This is a genomic window from Vibrio atypicus, from assembly GCF_009811315.1.
GTDB lineage: Bacteria > Pseudomonadota > Gammaproteobacteria > Enterobacterales > Vibrionaceae > Vibrio > Vibrio atypicus.
Genome location: NZ_BLID01000001.1, coordinates 265,171 through 281,420, shown reverse-complemented (window position 1 = coordinate 281,420; position 16,250 = coordinate 265,171). Strand labels below are relative to the sequence as shown.

The window sequence follows — 16,250 nt, the reverse complement described above, 5'->3', positions numbered from 1 at the left end:
TGCTTTGCTCTAGATGGTTTTAGATCTTGTCCTTGTCTATATCTAGTTTTTCTTTTTCACGTTTCTTAAGTAGGAAGTCATAGGTGTTCAGCGCTGCAAAGGCTTTGTGCAAATTAGGTGTCGCAAAGTCTAATTGACGGAGTTCTGGGTATTCTTTGACGGGACGATGAGTTGAGTTCAAGACTGAGCGACTCACTGTATAGTCTGTATTCCAATCATCCAAAGTTAAGGTGATCGGCTTACTTAGGTCAAATTCAATATCTAACGCTTGTGCGCGCGCGAAGTGAGTGAACAGAACAGTTATCTCTGGTGCCGGATACTGGGGAGTTATCTCATACTGGTGTGAGTCTCCGGTACGGCTGATTGACACAATAAGCGCATTGTTTTCACCAAAAGGTAGCTGAGCGGTGGTGGTGTGCCATGAAGAGGGCAAACGAGGCTTAAGCAGGATCTGTCCTAGACTAAGTTTTGGTTTAAATCCTAAGTAGTCCTGCTGAGCGTTTCTTGCGAACTCTGAAACTGACCAAGCTTGAGCATAAGTGCCTGTTTCAACTAAACAGTCCATATCGCTTTGGAAGGCGTCTAGATTTTCACTCATGGTGCCACGATGGCCTTGGTTGAGTATTTGGTCGGCCAAGTTTTTAGACAGCTGATAAGCAAGCTCTTGCTTTCCAAACTGAGCGAGCGCAGAGACAGTAAAGCCTGAGTTCCAACCCCATATTGTGCCGTTATGATAGGCCGCGTCTTTATGGTATTCCGGACGATTATCATGATAAGGGTGAAAATCCACATGGTTCTGATCAAGTGAACAAATGCCCCACGGAAAGAGTAAATTCTCGACGCTCTGCTTGATGATGTATTGCCCAATCATTGGATCAACAAGTTGCTCTCCTTGTGGAATCGTGAGGGTAAGCAATTGATTAGGGCGAATACTGTAGTCAGGTTGGTCTTGGCTTTCTAGACGATCTGCCATTCGAGAGCGTTTGCTATCCCAGAATTTGTTGGAAAAGGCGCTTTTCACTTTATCGATCTTATTCTGAATCAAAGCTAAGTAAGCCTTATCCTGATTGAGCTTAGCCAGCTGTAGAGCCACTTGTAGGCTTTCAAACCATAGTGCTTGAATATCATTGGCTTTTGGTCCACGTGGTGACCAAGGCGTCTGGCCATTGATTTTAGCGTCCATCCAAGTGTCTGGGTGACGATGTTTGATGAGTCCATCGTCATCGAGGTAGTGTTTCTCTACTCCCGAAATAAAACGCTGAACAACTGGGTAGATAGCTTTGCCAAACGCCATATCACCACTGTAATTGATGTATTCAAGGATCTCTCTGATCATCCAAGGTGTGCCATCAGTGGTGTTGTAGATGATATTGGTTTTACTGGTCACGCGATTAGGGATACGGCCAAAATTGACGGACGTTTCGTCTTGCATCTGCATCGAGGCAAAGTTTTCAATGATCGCTTTAGATTCGGCGAACTCGCCATTGATTAGACTTGTTCCAGAAAGAGCAATAAAAGTGTCGCGTCCCCAACAGTCTTTAAACCACGGCAATCCTGCCCATATACCGGTACCAAACTCGTGGCTAACGAATACGCGGCTAGCTAATCGCGCCCACATTACCGCTCGGTTATATTCGATGTCGTTGGTCCACAAGTAGTTTTTAGTCAGGAACTGATAAATCGCTTGTTGATATGTGTTCTTGGCATTCTTTTCTGAAGCCGCTTTTGCTGCAGCTATTGCTGGCTCCTTTTCATGTTCAAAACTTAAGTAAACTGTCAAATTGTGCGTTGCATTTGCAGAGCTGATCATTAACTTGCAATTGTTCGTTCCGATGAACATTTTATCTTCGATATCAGGATATTGCGCTGACTCGACTTCTTCCACTATCACGGGCTGATTGGCACTGATAGCAATGTATTTTGGCGCACCGTCTGGGCAAAGCTCAGGGTTAATCGTTATTACAACAACATCCTGGTGCTGCTCTATTTGACAATCATCAATAGCTAGATTGAGTTCAGGAAGAATTGAGAGCTGGCCCTCTTGTTCACTAGATACTGACAGACACGCTAAACGCTGCTTCTGGATTAAGGTGAAACAGTCACTGCTGGCCGAGTATTGATGCTCAACACCGTATGGCAGTAGGCGAGCATTACTAGCCTGACACTTGTCATTGAGCTTCCCATCTACAAACGATCCAAAGCCACCCAGATACCACCCTTGGTGATGTCGGTAGCGTCCTGCTGATACAAAGCAATGGGTACGACCCTCGTAATAGCCATCGACATTGTCACCAAATACAAAAGGAAAAGATTGATTGCTCTCGATGGCCAATTGTTCAAATAGCAGTTCAGGGTTAAGCGCCCAAGCTGGGAGGGATGGTTCGTTCTGAGGTTCTTCTTGGTTGTTGAGTGAAAAGTGGGTAAGAGCTCTATTTGACTTGTCTTGGTTGTTTTTTCCGCCACGCTGAATAGTCAGAATTGGAGCTGGATTAGACAAGTCCAGTTTAAGTGAGAAGCGTCCTGTTGATGCTGGCGAGAACAGCAAATCATTGCCAATACCTTGAGTAGAGATTAGTGAGATGGATTGCACCAGCTCCATTTTGGTTGGAAGTGTTGGGTCGCCTGATAGTGTCCATTGCTCTGTGCCATCCATATCAGCAATTTTAAACTGATGATTGTCGGCGGAAAAAACCACATCAGCTTTATAGAGTTGTGGCGTTATTTGGTTAAACGGAGTGTCTAAACCCCAACCATTAAAGGTACCTTTAAGATACAAAGTGGGTCTTTGTTGCATGGGTAATTGTCTCGTTGATAATGCGATACATGAGCTGAAGTTAGCCAGAAACTAAGGAGCACTATGGCGGTTTCAACATCAGTGAGTTTGAGACAAATTTTATGTTTATCGAAAAGGTGTGGGAAATTGATTTACCCTTTCTCGATATAGATTATTTCTATATCACAGCGTTGTTTTTGAAGTTAATAAAAAACCAGCACGGAAAAGTGCTGGGTCAAAGTTAGGTAGGGTGGCAGATTAGTTTATTTCAGCTTTAATCCAAACTAATCGATGATCAGATGAGATATCCTTGCCGTTACCGTAGTTGCCTACACGCTCATCATTAACCAGCAAGCGGCCATTTTCGAATGTGGCTGGCCAGAATACGCCAGTCTCAGAGATAGTTAGCTTTGCTGATGGAATAACGTGATCTAAACGTAAACCGCTCGTGCTAGTAACTAGATTTGGGTAAGGTGTATCCCAATTCGATGCGCGGCATTCACCCAATGCAAGACACTCTGGACCGCCATTACTAGCTGGAGCCAGAGGACCGAAAGTCGCTAAACGGTTCACATCATCATGATCCATTAACGCATTAATCGCGCTTAAATCGCCATCGCCTTTCACTGGATCTGCGTTCAAGTCACCAAGTACAACGAACTTAGCATCGGCAGCCAGACTGCCAGTGTTACCCGAATCATCGGTAAATACGGTAGAAAATGTACCTGTTATGTATTGTACCCAGAAGTTGATTTCGTCAGCATTCTGGACTCGATTTTTACCTGTATCAAAGATAGGTGGCGTTGGGTGAGACATTAGTAAGTGAATGGTCTCTGTTGTGCCGTCAGCTTTCGGTACAATGATAGGAGCATCAACATGGTTTTTTGAAGATAGTCGAACTTCATTCCATTCAGCTGCCGTGTACCAGTCATCCCCACAATTCATACCATCAGGAATCTTGCTAGGGTCATCACAGATTGTGATCGTAGGCATTTCTGATCCATCAAGATCCTTCCATTTGAATTTTTGGAAAGTGCGAGTATTTGCATGGTCGATTTCATATTGAGACATTAATGCAAATGCGTATTGGCCATGATAGTTGCCAAAGCCCCAGGCATCGCCAGGCAATTGGCCAGGGATACCATTGTTATCTAAGTCAAAATTAAACTCGTTCAGAAGACCAGTATTAGTGCCGTAGTTAGCAAAGTAGTTAAATGCAATCGGTTCTAGTTTAGCGCCATCATTATCAATGCTATTTGAGTTCTGTGGGACGGCTAGATAGTTTAGACGAAAGCCAATCAGCGCGTCGTTGTTTGTGCCCGTACCGTCGTTATTGAATTCAGCCATCATAAGGGCTGCTGGTCGTTCTGTTTGAATGATTGCGGCAACGTTTCGAATTTGGATCACTTTGAGAGCCGTTGCGTTGTCTTCCTCACTAAGGCTGCCGTTTTTCCAACCAGCAATTAATTCATCTTGTTGAATCTTTGTTAGCTTCATTTCAGCAACTAAGTCTTCATACGTGTATCGGTCAAAAGATAGATTAAATACTGCAATGCGACCTTCGCGATCAACAGGTGTTGGAGTTGGGACTGGCGCTGGTGGGTTTGTTGGTTCTGCTGGTAGGTAGTTATTTACCGTTTCTTCGTTACATCCCATTAATAGAGTTGCAGAAACAGCTAATGCAAGAGAGGTTTTAAAGATTTTCATAATTAGCATTCTTAAGTGGTTAATATAGGGAGGGGGAATTTTATGGTATATCATACATAACTGTTAATGATGTGAGTCACATATATTATGTAACTACTGGCTACTATTTTATTTAACTGTGATATCTATCCACGTTTTTTAGGGAGCTTTGTTGGAGCTAAGGTTAGCTATTCATTTTTAGGTGCTATTAAACGAAATAATAAAAAGGGAAGCCGAAGCTTCCCAGTTAGTTACTATTGATATGTCGAACAACTATTTTTTCGCGATGCTGACCTGCTTAGATAGAATATCAAACGTCACGGTATACACGGCTGTTTCCGTTGGTGTGAAAGTGATATTGCTTTCGCCAGTGATTGGCAGTGAGCTTTCTGCTTGAACAACATCATTCGCGCCATGCTCGCACTTACCCCAATCGCCACACGTGAGTTTAAATTCGAAAGACTCTTGTGCCGCTAGCTCAGGTGTTTCAAAGCTAAAGGTATGGTTTTCTAACGCTGTCATCTTCTGTGCATTGCCATGGCCCCAAGCGCCTGAGATTGTTCCAGGGATGTACCACTCTTTATCAACATAGCTTTCTTTTAACTTTGATGCGAGAACAACTGGATTGTCTGAATCAGAGGCATCCAGCGTTAGTTCGTACATTCCAAGTTCAGAGAAATCAGCGACACAGTTTTCTGAGTTATCATCGCCACAGCCCCAAGTGGTCTCCCAGTTGCCAGCGGTGAACTTGTACGCGGTTGCTTTAGCTAAACCGATCTGAGCTGTGTACAAACCTTCGTTGGCGTAAACCGCTTTAGTGTCGTGGCTCCAACCGTTAAATTCACCAGCAACGCGAACCGTCTTGAACGGAGGTAAGTCCGATGCTTTTTCGCTAACCGGCAAACCTAGACCACGCTCTGCTCCTCTTGCTTGAGTAAACACAGCGACACCCCACGCAGGTACGTTGAATTGACCATTCGCGAAGGTTGCACCATTGGCAACGCCGTCAGATGAATGCCCAAGTTCAAAGCCTGCTAGGTCGATTTCCTTACTTTGATGATCAAAGAATCCGCCAACGGTTTGTGCATTTGGACTCGCGTTAATGATCACCACGACAGAATCTAGCTTCTCATCAAGGTCAGTGGTTTGCGTTGAGCCATTATCGATCGTCATGACGATCAAGCCCGGAGTTTGCTGTTTACCCGTATTACGGAAGTCGACACGGTTAATGATCTCTTGAGCGCTTGGTAGAGTCATTAATGGCGTTGATTTACGTAAGGTCAACATCTCCTTGTAGTACTCAAACATGGCATCGACATCAGTCAGAGTTGCTTGCGAGTTTACGTCTGCTACTGCGCGAGTAATCTGGTCGTAGTTGCTAAAGTCTTTGTCTTTTGTTGGTAAGCCTTTATTCCAGTTGTGCGATTGACGGGTAAAGTCGACCACATTGTACCAATCACCATAGTCATACGAGTCGCGCTGCATTGATTTAGAGCGCAGTAGCTCGCCGCCCATGTGGTTGAAAGGCATCGCTTGACCAAGCAACACGGTTGCAATGCCGACCGTTTGCATCTTCATACGTACTTCTGAGCTGGCCTCTTCAGGCACCTTGTACATATTGATATCCCAGAACGTTTGGTTATCGTGCTTGGAGACGTAGTTTTGAATTTCCCACGGTTGCTCTGCATAGCCAGCGCGTTGACCGTTGTAGTCCACGTCTTCACCCAGCAGAGTAGTGCCTTTGTAATCGATCAGTTTGAATTTCTTCAAGTTACCTGCCATACCTAGGCGAGTGAGATCTGCTTGCTCTAACGCACGTGCCATTTCGGCTTCGTTCACGCCGCCATCGGATTCGCGATTCATTTCATTTGGCATTACCGCTGCACCCGTCGCGAAACCTTGTGTTTTACGAAGAGCGTCACCACTATCAAATGGGCTACCGCCTCGAACGGCATCGCGTAGACGATCCGAGAATGATCCGATTCCGGTACCACCTAGGTTTGGTTGTGTTGCTTGGACAAAGCGTTTGTTGTTTTCAACTTCACCAAAGTTCCAACCTTCACCATAGAAGTAGACTTCTGGATTGGCTTCACGAGCGGCAGAAAGCGTTGCTTGAATCTGTGCGAGAGGGTGGTGGCCCATCAGATCCCAACGGAATGCATCGATTTTGTATGCTTCAACCCATGTTTTTACGGAATCATCAATCAGCTTGGCAAACATCGCGTTTTCTGGCGCCGTATTCTCACAGCAGGTAGAGGTTTCGACATTTCCTGTATCTGGAACCAAGCGGTGATAGTAAAGTGGAACGACTTTGTCGAGCACCGATTTATCGTTCAACCCAGAAGCGTTGGTGTGGTTGTAGACCACATCGACGACGACATTCATGCCGATCTCTTCTTTGACCGATTGAACCATTTGGCGGAACTCCAAAATGCGTTGGCTACCTTCCGCATCGGTCGCGTATGAACCCTCTGGCACTGTGTAATGGTATGGATCGTAACCCCAGTTGTAGCTATCAACTGAGCGAACGTAATCATTGAGGTCTTGAACCAGTGGATTCTCTTTGCTGTCATTAGGGACAAGGCTCGCGAACACCTCTGCAATGGTGTCACCGCTGTCACAATATGTATTGAAGTCTGCATCTGACTTGATGGCGGTGTTGAGTTCACATAGCTTGCTAAATGGTTGGTCGATATTGGCAACTTGAGTGGGATCTTCATTAATGGTGGCGATATCAAATACTGGCATCAAATGAAGGTGAGTCATCCCGGCTTCACTGAGCTCTTTGAGGTGATTCACTGGTGCGGTGCCATTTTCTATGAAAGCGAGGTATTTACCGCGGTTTTCAGTTTGAGTACTTTGATCGAGCGCCGAGAAATCACGAACATGCGATTCGTAGATCACCATGTCTGAAAGGCTACCGTCACTTTCTAGTTGTGAGTGTGGTGCGGTAACGGCATCCCAGCCCGCAGGTTTTAGGTCGTCTGATTCTAAGTCAATCGCTTGGCTGTACGTTGAGTTCATAGATAGGCTGACTGAGTAAGGGTCGGTCACTTCATACTCTTCCGCCTGCTGTGTGCGAGGCTGGAATACCTTCATTGCGTAACGGTAGAATTTGCCATCGACCGCGTCTTTTTCTAGCTCGGCACTCCAACTTCCTGACTCTTTGTCTTCTGTTAATTTATGAGTATCGGCTACGGTTTTATCCGCATTGTAGACAACCAAGCTCACTTCTTGCGCGGTAGGTGCCCATAGGCGGAATGTAACTCCGTTGTCACCGTAAATTGGGCCATACTCTAGCTCTGTCGCTTCTTCAGCAAAGATAGCATCCAGTGCGCCAGCATATTGAATTGCAGTTGATGCGCGCAGTTCACCGTAGTTTTCGCCTTGAACATTGTTAGAGGCAAGGGCTATCAGGCTAGATTTTAGAAGCTCGTTTAATGCAACGTTAGGAATTTCAAATGCAGGGTAGTCGGCTAAGTGAGGGAATTTCGCTTTTTGATCTTCGCTTAGTTTCGTTGCTTCAAGTTTGATTGAAGATCCGCTTACAACGCCATTATCATCGACATCGAATTGACCATTTTCTGAGAACATCAGTTGAACAAGATCGGCATTGGCCGCTGAATTCCAAACTAGAGTCTCGTCATCAAGCAAAATCGCGCCAACAGTATCAATACTGAATTCACTTGATGGGCCATCTAGGTTAAATGCCTCAACTCGGCTTGCGTAAGAACGTGTCTTACCCGGCATGTAAGTAACCGATGGGTTATTATCAATATCAGAAATATCTACCTTTAAATCAGCGTTGATCGCTTTATCTTTATTGCCATTGCGGATGATGACATTGAAACATTGTGTCGCATCGTCCGTCACTGGGATGTACCACACCGGACCAAATTCATCGGACTCGCTAGGTACGATGGAAACATCATCCCAACCATCATTGAATCCATCAGGGTCGCCCGCGTTACAGTCTGCGTTGTTCCATAGGTGCAAGTTGTAATTTCCGTAGCCGTTTTTATCAGCGCCTTCTTCTTGGTAATCACCTAGTGGGTCGTAAAATTGAATAGCAAAATGGCCGCTAGATGGGTTTGCAAGCTCGGTAGGTGCTGAGACTTCTTTAAGTTTTACATCAGTACCTGATTGGTCAATACCAATGCTGGTGAGATAAGTGTCGGTGCGAGAGCCTTCAATGACTTTTCCGTCACTGGTGATGCCAAGATTTTGGGTGTTGGTGGCATCCAATGTGACAGAGGCGACTTCGGTATCACCTTGAGAAATAGAGCAGCTTCCTAGTGTACTTGTTTTTGGTAATACCCAGTATGGACCAAATTTATCTTCACCTTTAGCAGCATAGCTATCTTCACCACAAGTAAGACTCCAACCACTATTCAGAGTGAGCGAGCGGGCACTATTCCCTGATGATTTAGCGATGTAGCTGACGAGTACTTCATTCGCTGCGAGCGTTGGCTCTGTTGGCATATCAGTGGGTGAGACAACAATCTTATCGTCTCTATTATCAGTGACAGGATCGGTTGCGCTATTGCTGCTGTCGTTACACGCTATCAGCATGCTGGCAGACAGTATTGGAATGATAGCTTTTGCCATCGGAGACAGAGTAAAGGTTTTCATTATTATTGTTTCCATACATTCGTTATTGAATGCCTGAAATCATAAAATGAGCGACGATCTGCCTAATGTGAGTTGAATATGCAAAGTTAATTTCGCTGAATAATTAATCGATGGTTTATATGGAAATCACAGTTTGTAGGCAAGAACGAACAATTGCTTGGAGTCGAGATCACAGCAAAATAGATAAAGGCGTATTTGAGAGGCGTATATTGTTGGTGAAAGGGTGGAGCAAACAGTCTGTTTTCAGCCTAAATAGTGTGAGTTAGATGAAGCCAATAATTTGCTAAGAAAAATATGGGGTATAGATCTTATATTGAAAAGCTACGAAGTTGCTCAAGAGAAAAACTAGATTAGAATCGACACTTTATGTCTAATTGTCAGGGAAGATAGTATGTATTCAGTCAAGCTCGGTGATGAGTGTATTTGTCCGACTAAGGTTCTATGTATTGGCCGTAATTATTTAGAACACATTCATGAGCTTAACAATGCAATCCCTGATGAAATGGTAGTATTCAATAAACCTTCGACCTCAGTCTCTTCTGTGCTGTCTGCTTTTCATCAAGAGCCGCTTCACTATGAAGGTGAAATCTGCTTTTTGGTTAAAGACGGGAAGTTTCAAGCGGTTGGGCTTGGGTTAGATTTGACCAAGCGTGGCTTGCAATCTCAGCTTAAGGGTAAGGGACTTCCGTGGGAAAGAGCAAAGGCATTCGATGGTTCTGCGGTTTTCAGCCGTTTTATTCCTGTTGCTGGCCTAGACATTAATAGTTTAGAGATTGAACTTTTTATCAACTGTGTCCGAGTTCAGAAAGGCGACGTGAGCCAAATGATCTATTCACCAAGAACGATTCTTAATGAACTAAAAAGTTATACGACTTTGTGTGATGGAGATGTGGTGATGACCGGAACACCGAAAGGCGTTGGCGAGGTGCACCAAGGAGATGTTTTTCTCGCTCGACTTAAGTCAAAAGAGAATACTCTGATTGAAATCGAGTGGGTTGCGCAGTAAATCGCGACAGAATTTTCTTTACTCTCCCCTAGGGGAACCGTTTAACCTCTGATTTATCATATAGTCAGAGGTTTTTTATTTATGGGCTGTTGCAATCAACCTCCTCAAGGAGGAATACCACAATTGGGCTTGTTGGTTAAACTGATCGCGGTAGTGGCGTTCGTGATTTTGCTTATTGCTGCACTGTTTGGCTAAAGCAGTTTCAAGCAAAGGAAAATTAGCATGCTGACAATGGTCGTCATTAATACGTTCTTTGTTTTCCACGCAATCAAAGCAGCAATGATGGCGCCGATTAGATAGGGGTTATTAGGTGCAATCCAAAGCTCTTTTTCTGGCATAAACACAATCGGAGCCCAAATTGCAGTGAGCACGGCAGGGCTTGAGTAGCTGAGTAGTCTTTGCGCTTGAGGGTTGAGTTTTAGTGGTAATTTAGGCTCAAGAAACAAATAGCGACTTAAAAAGACCAACGCAGTCATTGCCAATATAGATAGAATAACCATCATTTTGCTCCTTTTAATGTTTCAGCCAAGTATCCCGCTACCATGCCACCGACACTGGCAATCATAAGGCCAGACTCGATGCCTAAGTGACTCGACAAGACGGAGAGTACCAGAGCGACAAGTACTGAGATTAGTACAGGCGAGCTTTTGATATTGGGGATGACAATCGCAATAAAAGTGGCGGCAACGGCAAACTCCAGTCCAAGCTCATTCATTGCGGGTATATAGCTGCCCGCAACAATACCTACCAGTGTGGCTAAGTTCCAGCAGAGATAAAAGCTCAAACCTGCGCCCAATGCGTACCAGCGATCAAATTGTTTATCTGATTGCTGACCGCAAATAGCGAACAACTCGTCAGTTAACAAAAATCCAAGAGCCAGTCTCCACTTCAGAGGGAGAGGGCTGATTTTACTGCGCATTGAGACGCTGTAGAGTAGGTGGCGTGAGGTAATGAAAAAGGTTGCCAGCAGCATGGTGGCTAAACTCGCCCCTGCTTTGAGCATTCCAGTTGCGACAAGCTGAGCCGAGCCTGCAAACAAAATGGCGGAAAGGGCTTGGCTCTCCCAACTGGTTAAACCGGCTTCAATCGCAAAAGACCCAGCAAGCAACCCCCAAGGAATCACTGCAATACTGAGTGGAATCATCGCAAGTGTGCCTTGAAGGAAGAGTTGTCGACGGTGAGGTTGTGATACTGAATTCAAACTAATAGTGCTCATAGGTGTAGATAGGTCGAGAAAACATAACGATTATTAATCCATGTAATCCTCAAAGAAAATTGTACAAACTTGCGCGTAGCTTGCTTGAGTATATTTACGCTCCAGTGACGAATTGTTTTGGCGTAACACCTAGCGCACGTTTAAAGTGGCGATGAAGATGGCTTTGATCATGAAAGCCGCATTCTTGGGCCACATCTGAAATCTTCATACCTTTACGCAATAACGTCTTCGCAACCCTTAAACGCGCTTGAATTTGATAGGCGTGAGGAGGCAAACCAAACTCTTTTTGGAAGCTACGAGCAAGATAATATGGGCTTAACCCAGCGAGCTTCGAAAGATCTTCAAGGCTCACATCTGCTTGAGGGAAATCATCGAGAAACTCTTTGACCAGAACCAATTGCCTTTGGCTTTTGGTCTCGGGTGTCCAATCTGTGCGTGTTTTACTGTGTCGACTGGCCAGCTTGACTAAAGTGCCGTAGACCAAGGTTTCGCGCAGGAGTCGATTGTCTGATTGCGCAAGGGTATCAAACACTAACCTGAGTTGCTGGGCCATCTCTGGATCGTAGACAACAGGCTCAGGAAAGTACGGGGTTGATTGAGCTACATTGAGCCCTTCCATCATCTGACTAAATTGCTCAGGTAATGGGTACATGGCTTTGTATTCCCAACCACCTTCCGTTGCGGTTTGGCCGTTATGAACTTCGTCCGCATTAACCAAAATAATGCTGTCTTGCGGCGCGATATGATTGCCTCCGGTTCGGTAGAATCGTTGCGCGCCTTTTTCGATCACGCCAATGGTGTAGCCCTCATGGCTATGGCGAGAAAAGTTTTGATTAGTGTATTTCGCATCCAACAGTTCTAGCCCACCAAGTTCATTGGCGAGCTGAAAACGGGCCGACTCTTTTTCTTTGCGAGGTGCCATTGTTCATCCCTGTTGTGGTGTTTTTGCTTAGTCTAGCCTAACGAGCTTTTATTCTTTTGTACAAAATTGCTTTTTAGAGCGAAACCATTCTGAAGATTATTATTCTTTCCCTTATAACTACCGAAAACTCGTTGTGCTGATTTTTGATTGATAAGTTATAGATATTGTATGGATTGAGTTATTATGTTGGTATAAAATCCCGCGCTTTACTGCTTTTGTAAAACGATTAAATACTATGATTGATATTTCTGTGCTGCCGGTGTATTTAACCGCGGTTGTTGCGTTGCTGCTTTTACCTGGTCCTGATATGTTGCTGATTGCAAGCTCGAGCATGAGTTACGGCCGTAAAGTTGGTATTTTTGCCAGCTTAGGGAACGCGACATCAGGGATTATTCTTACCCTATTGGCAGCGTTGGGTGTCTCAGCCTTGATTGCCATGAGCCCAATTGCGCTTAAGGCGCTGCATCTATTAGGTGGTGCATACTTATTGAAAATGGGTTGGGATTGCCTTCGCGCGAGTGCTTCTGATGCTCCTGAATTACAAGGCTCAGGTAAAGTTGCCACGACTTTCTACCAACGTGCGCTTGTGAGTAACTTGCTTAACCCAAAAGCTTTGGTCTTTTTCGTGATGTTTTTGCCACAGTTTGTTTCGAGCAATATCGCGGCATCTTCAGGTGAGCAAATGCTGGCGCTTGGCTTACTACTTAATGTATTAGGTTTGGCGTTCAATTTATTGCTGGTTGGTCTAGTTGGCACACTGGGTAAACCACTACTTGAAAACGCAAAATTTAGAACCTATCAGCATAAATTTATGGGTTTAATCTTTGTCGTTCTAGCGATTTGGATGTTAAGCTCATTCGCAAGCTAAGAGTGATTTTTACGGGTTACATACCCAAGACAAAGGTCAGCGTTGCTGGCCTTTTTTGTATCTGAAAGGAAGGAATCTATGCGCGTTAATTTTATCTTGAATCCACCGAAGAATATCAAAGACAGAATCTACAACGGATTAAAGGCATTCAACCTACAACACTTTCCAGAAGCAGATATTCAGTCACTCGCTTGTATCGCTGAGGATGATGAAGGTCATTTTCTTGGTGGCCTGACCGGGGAGATATTTACCAATACCCTGTTTGTTGAGTTCCTGTGGTTGGACGAAACTAACCGCTCAGCGGGCACAGGTCGTAAACTCATGGAAACGATTGAGCAAGAAGCGAAAAACCATGGGGTGACTCATCTTTACTTGGATACTTATACTTTTCAAGCGCCAGGCTTTTACGCGAAACTGGGTTTTGAAGAAGTTGGCCGTTATACCGGTTTTCCAACCGCTGGCATTGATAAAATCTTCTTACAAAAGAAAATCGACTAGTTCTTACAGTTCACTAACATTAATACCAGCCACTTGCTCATAATAGGCTGGTTTCAGTAGACCGCTTAAGCGAATGATTAAACAACGACATCCGATAAAAACAGCGCGAATTACACTCTTGTTAGTTGGGTGGGTATGCGCGATCTGTTTTATGCAGAATTCGGCGTTTTTCAATGTTTGCGCGTTCAAAACCGCCGCACTGTCTGAACAGACTAAAGTGCTGGCGGCATCTGCTGATGTGCCTGAGAAAGCCGAGCTTGGTGAACAGTGTGACTTAACTGAAAAGCTACTCAGTAGTGCAAAGCTGAACTTAGAGCACCTAATGGTGTTTAGCTTCATTCTACTGTTAGCCATAGTCGCTTGGTTAGCTCAAACGCGTTCTCAGTTCGCTTCTTTTACTGAGCCGATTGTCCCCAAAACCCGTATCCACCTCACCCTTTGTGTTTTCCGAGAGTAACGTAATTTCTATCTGATTGACTTCAGAGGAATACATCTATCTGTTACTTTTTGCTGCGTAGGCTTTTACGCAGTGTTATTTGGAAAATACATGAAAAATATACTGAATTTACGACACTTTAGCGCCACGTTAAGTGTGATGGCGTTAATCTGCTCATTTTTCTCGACCGTAACGTTTGCTGCGAGCGACACAGGTTGGATGACCAATCCTGACCATCCGCCAGTACGAACGCGCTTTGTCTTAACTGGTCAAGCAGACCCTACTAACCAGCTTGTAGAAGGCTATTTGGAAGTTGAGCTGACTAAAGATTGGAAGACGTACTGGCGTAGCCCAGGAGAAGGAGGCATTGCGCCAAGTATTGATTGGGGCGCTTCTGAAAATCTTAAAAGTGTAGATTGGCACTGGCCTTATCCTCAGCAATTTGAACTTTTGGGTATCCATACCCTCGGTTACAAAGGCGATACGGTCATCCCAATGACACTTAATATTGAAGATTGGCAAAAGCCCGTCAATATTGACGCGAAGTTGGTTTTATCGTCGTGTACGACAATTTGTGTTCTGACGGATTACCCCATCAAGCTGAGCTTTACACCTTCAGATCTTTCCATGTCCGAACCCGATCTGTTTAAGTATGCGCAAGCGATAAGCCAAGTACCTAAAGCGTCTCCGCTTATTGAAAAAGCGACGGCAATCTGGGATGAAAATAAGCAGAGGTTAGAGATCTCTCTTGATAAAAAGCTGGGCTGGAATCACCCGGAGTTTATTCTTGATGGCAAAACAGAGCAGAGTAAAGAGTACAGTTACAAACTGATCGATAAGTCGATAAACGGACAATCAGCAACAGCCATCATCGAAGTCTCCAGTTGGCTTGGTGACATTGATTTAACAGGTGAATCGCTATTTGTATCGATAAAAGATGACAACTTCCTAGCAGAGCAAGTGATTGATGTTGAACTCGGCGTGAGCAGCGCAGAGCCTTCGTCAATTATCACTATGCTAGGAATTGCGCTACTTGGCGGGCTTATCCTCAATATCATGCCATGTGTTCTCCCTGTTTTGGGGATGAAACTCAGCAGCGTGATTTCGACTCAAGGTTTAGCACGTCGACAAGTTCGCTGGCAGTTTTTGGCATCTTCCGCTGGGATACTGACATCATTTTGGTTATTAGCTGGCTTTTTGTTGGTGTTAAAGCTGACTGGCAATGCGGTAGGTTGGGGGATTCAGTTCCAAAACCCTTGGTTCATCGGCGTGATGGTGCTAGTCACAGCCTTATTTGGCGCTAATATGTTGGGCTTATTTGAGATTCGACTCTCTTCAGGCACGAATACTTGGCTCGCTTCGAAAGGAGATAACTCTTACGCCGGTCATTTTACACAAGGGATGTTTGCAACCTTGTTGGCCACACCGTGCTCTGCGCCATTTTTGGGAACGGCTGTCGCATTTGCACTAGCGGCATCAAGTTTGGAGCTGTTTGCGATTTTTACTGCGCTGGCGCTTGGGATGGCGCTACCTTGGATTCTTGTTGCGCTGTTTCCTGTGCTTGCCACTATGCTCCCTAAACCAGGGGCGTGGATGAATAAAGTGAAGTACTTGTTTGGTGCGATGATGCTCATCACCAGTAGTTGGTTGCTTTATCTACTAAGCAATCACTTACCGCTGTTTTGGGTATTGCTTGTCGCTTTGATAGGGCTTGTCTGGCTACTTATGAAGATAAAACGAGTTCATGGTGATAAAGCGTTGGCAATTTCCGGTGGTTCGGCTTTGTTTGTGACGACAGGGGTATTTATCCTCGCGAGTATGACGACGCAACACTGGGCGAAGCCACTGCCAGCAGATCTTCTTTGGCAGCCTTTATCAAACCAGTTGATTGAAAACTCGGTGATTCAAGGCAAAACCGTGTTTGTTAATGTAACGGCAGATTGGTGCGTGACATGTAAGGCAAACAAGATAGGTGTGATTCTTCAAGATCCTGTTTATAGCACGCTTCTAGGTGATGATGTTGTGCCCATTCAAGGCGACTGGACACATCCTGATGGGGCGGTGACGGATTATCTGAGAGCCAATGGTCGTTATGGTGTGCCATTTAACATTGTCTATGGTCCAAATGCGCCTCAAGGCATTGCACTTCCGGTTATTTTGACTGAAAACGAAGTGATGGGTGCGATAGAAAAGGCAAAAGGAGAGGGTTAAGT

The 16,250-nt window shown here is 44.8% G+C and carries 11 protein-coding genes; 5 read left to right on the top strand and 6 right to left on the bottom strand.

Annotation, left to right across the window (positions count from 1 at the left end):
- Window positions 1–19: 19 nt before the first annotated feature.
- The 3 genes from GVO60_RS01210 to pulA all read right to left on the bottom strand — a co-directional run bounded on the left by GVO60_RS01210 (window position 20) and on the right by pulA (window position 9,091).
- Window positions 20–2,794: an amylo-alpha-1,6-glucosidase gene (locus GVO60_RS01210; RefSeq protein ID WP_159650747.1), complete on the bottom strand. Its 2,775-nt coding sequence runs from the start codon at window positions 2,792–2,794 to the stop codon at window positions 20–22.
- A gap of 237 nt (window positions 2,795–3,031) precedes the next feature.
- Window positions 3,032–4,480 carry an endonuclease/exonuclease/phosphatase family protein gene (locus GVO60_RS01205; RefSeq protein WP_159650745.1) on the bottom strand — a complete coding sequence of 483 codons (1,449 nt, stop codon included), beginning with the start codon at window positions 4,478–4,480 and terminating at the stop codon, window positions 3,032–3,034.
- Between the two features lie 252 nt (window positions 4,481–4,732).
- Window positions 4,733–9,091: a pullulanase-type alpha-1,6-glucosidase gene (gene pulA / locus GVO60_RS01200; RefSeq protein WP_159650743.1), complete on the bottom strand. Its 4,359-nt coding sequence runs from the start codon at window positions 9,089–9,091 to the stop codon at window positions 4,733–4,735.
- A gap of 391 nt (window positions 9,092–9,482) precedes the next feature.
- Here pulA and GVO60_RS01195 point away from each other — a divergent pair, with 391 nt between their 5' ends.
- Window positions 9,483–10,097, top strand: coding sequence for a fumarylacetoacetate hydrolase family protein (locus GVO60_RS01195; protein ID WP_159650741.1), 615 nt, complete (start codon window positions 9,483–9,485; stop codon window positions 10,095–10,097).
- Between the two features lie 191 nt (window positions 10,098–10,288).
- Here GVO60_RS01195 and GVO60_RS01190 read toward each other — a convergent pair whose 3' ends face one another.
- The 3 genes from GVO60_RS01190 to GVO60_RS01180 all read right to left on the bottom strand — a co-directional run bounded on the left by GVO60_RS01190 (window position 10,289) and on the right by GVO60_RS01180 (window position 12,235).
- A complete protein-coding gene (locus GVO60_RS01190; protein WP_159651409.1) occupies window positions 10,289–10,597 on the bottom strand; it encodes an AzlD domain-containing protein in 309 nt (102 codons plus the stop codon).
- Window positions 10,597–11,313 carry an AzlC family ABC transporter permease gene (locus tag GVO60_RS01185; RefSeq protein ID WP_174855857.1) on the bottom strand — a complete coding sequence of 239 codons (717 nt, stop codon included), beginning with the start codon at window positions 11,311–11,313 and terminating at the stop codon, window positions 10,597–10,599. Before GVO60_RS01185 ends, GVO60_RS01190 begins: the two co-directional genes overlap by 1 nt.
- A gap of 94 nt (window positions 11,314–11,407) precedes the next feature.
- Window positions 11,408–12,235 carry an AraC family transcriptional regulator gene (locus GVO60_RS01180; RefSeq protein ID WP_159650739.1) on the bottom strand — a complete coding sequence of 276 codons (828 nt, stop codon included), beginning with the start codon at window positions 12,233–12,235 and terminating at the stop codon, window positions 11,408–11,410.
- Window positions 12,236–12,470: 235 nt separating this feature from the next.
- Here GVO60_RS01180 and GVO60_RS01175 point away from each other — a divergent pair, with 235 nt between their 5' ends.
- From GVO60_RS01175 to GVO60_RS01160, 4 genes are all read left to right on the top strand, one after another.
- Window positions 12,471–13,103 carry a LysE family translocator gene (locus tag GVO60_RS01175; RefSeq protein WP_159650737.1) on the top strand — a complete coding sequence of 211 codons (633 nt, stop codon included), beginning with the start codon at window positions 12,471–12,473 and terminating at the stop codon, window positions 13,101–13,103.
- 78 nt (window positions 13,104–13,181) lie between these two features.
- Window positions 13,182–13,601: a GNAT family N-acetyltransferase gene (locus GVO60_RS01170; protein ID WP_159650735.1), complete on the top strand. Its 420-nt coding sequence runs from the start codon at window positions 13,182–13,184 to the stop codon at window positions 13,599–13,601.
- Window positions 13,602–13,752: 151 nt separating this feature from the next.
- The gene (locus GVO60_RS01165) at window positions 13,753–14,058 is read left to right on the top strand and encodes a hypothetical protein (RefSeq protein ID WP_225874882.1); all 306 of its coding nucleotides are present in this window, start codon (window positions 13,753–13,755) and stop codon (window positions 14,056–14,058) included.
- Window positions 14,059–14,148: 90 nt separating this feature from the next.
- Window positions 14,149–16,248, top strand: coding sequence for a protein-disulfide reductase DsbD family protein (locus tag GVO60_RS01160; protein WP_159650731.1), 2,100 nt, complete (start codon window positions 14,149–14,151; stop codon window positions 16,246–16,248).
- The last annotated feature ends 2 nt before the right edge of the window (window positions 16,249–16,250 follow it).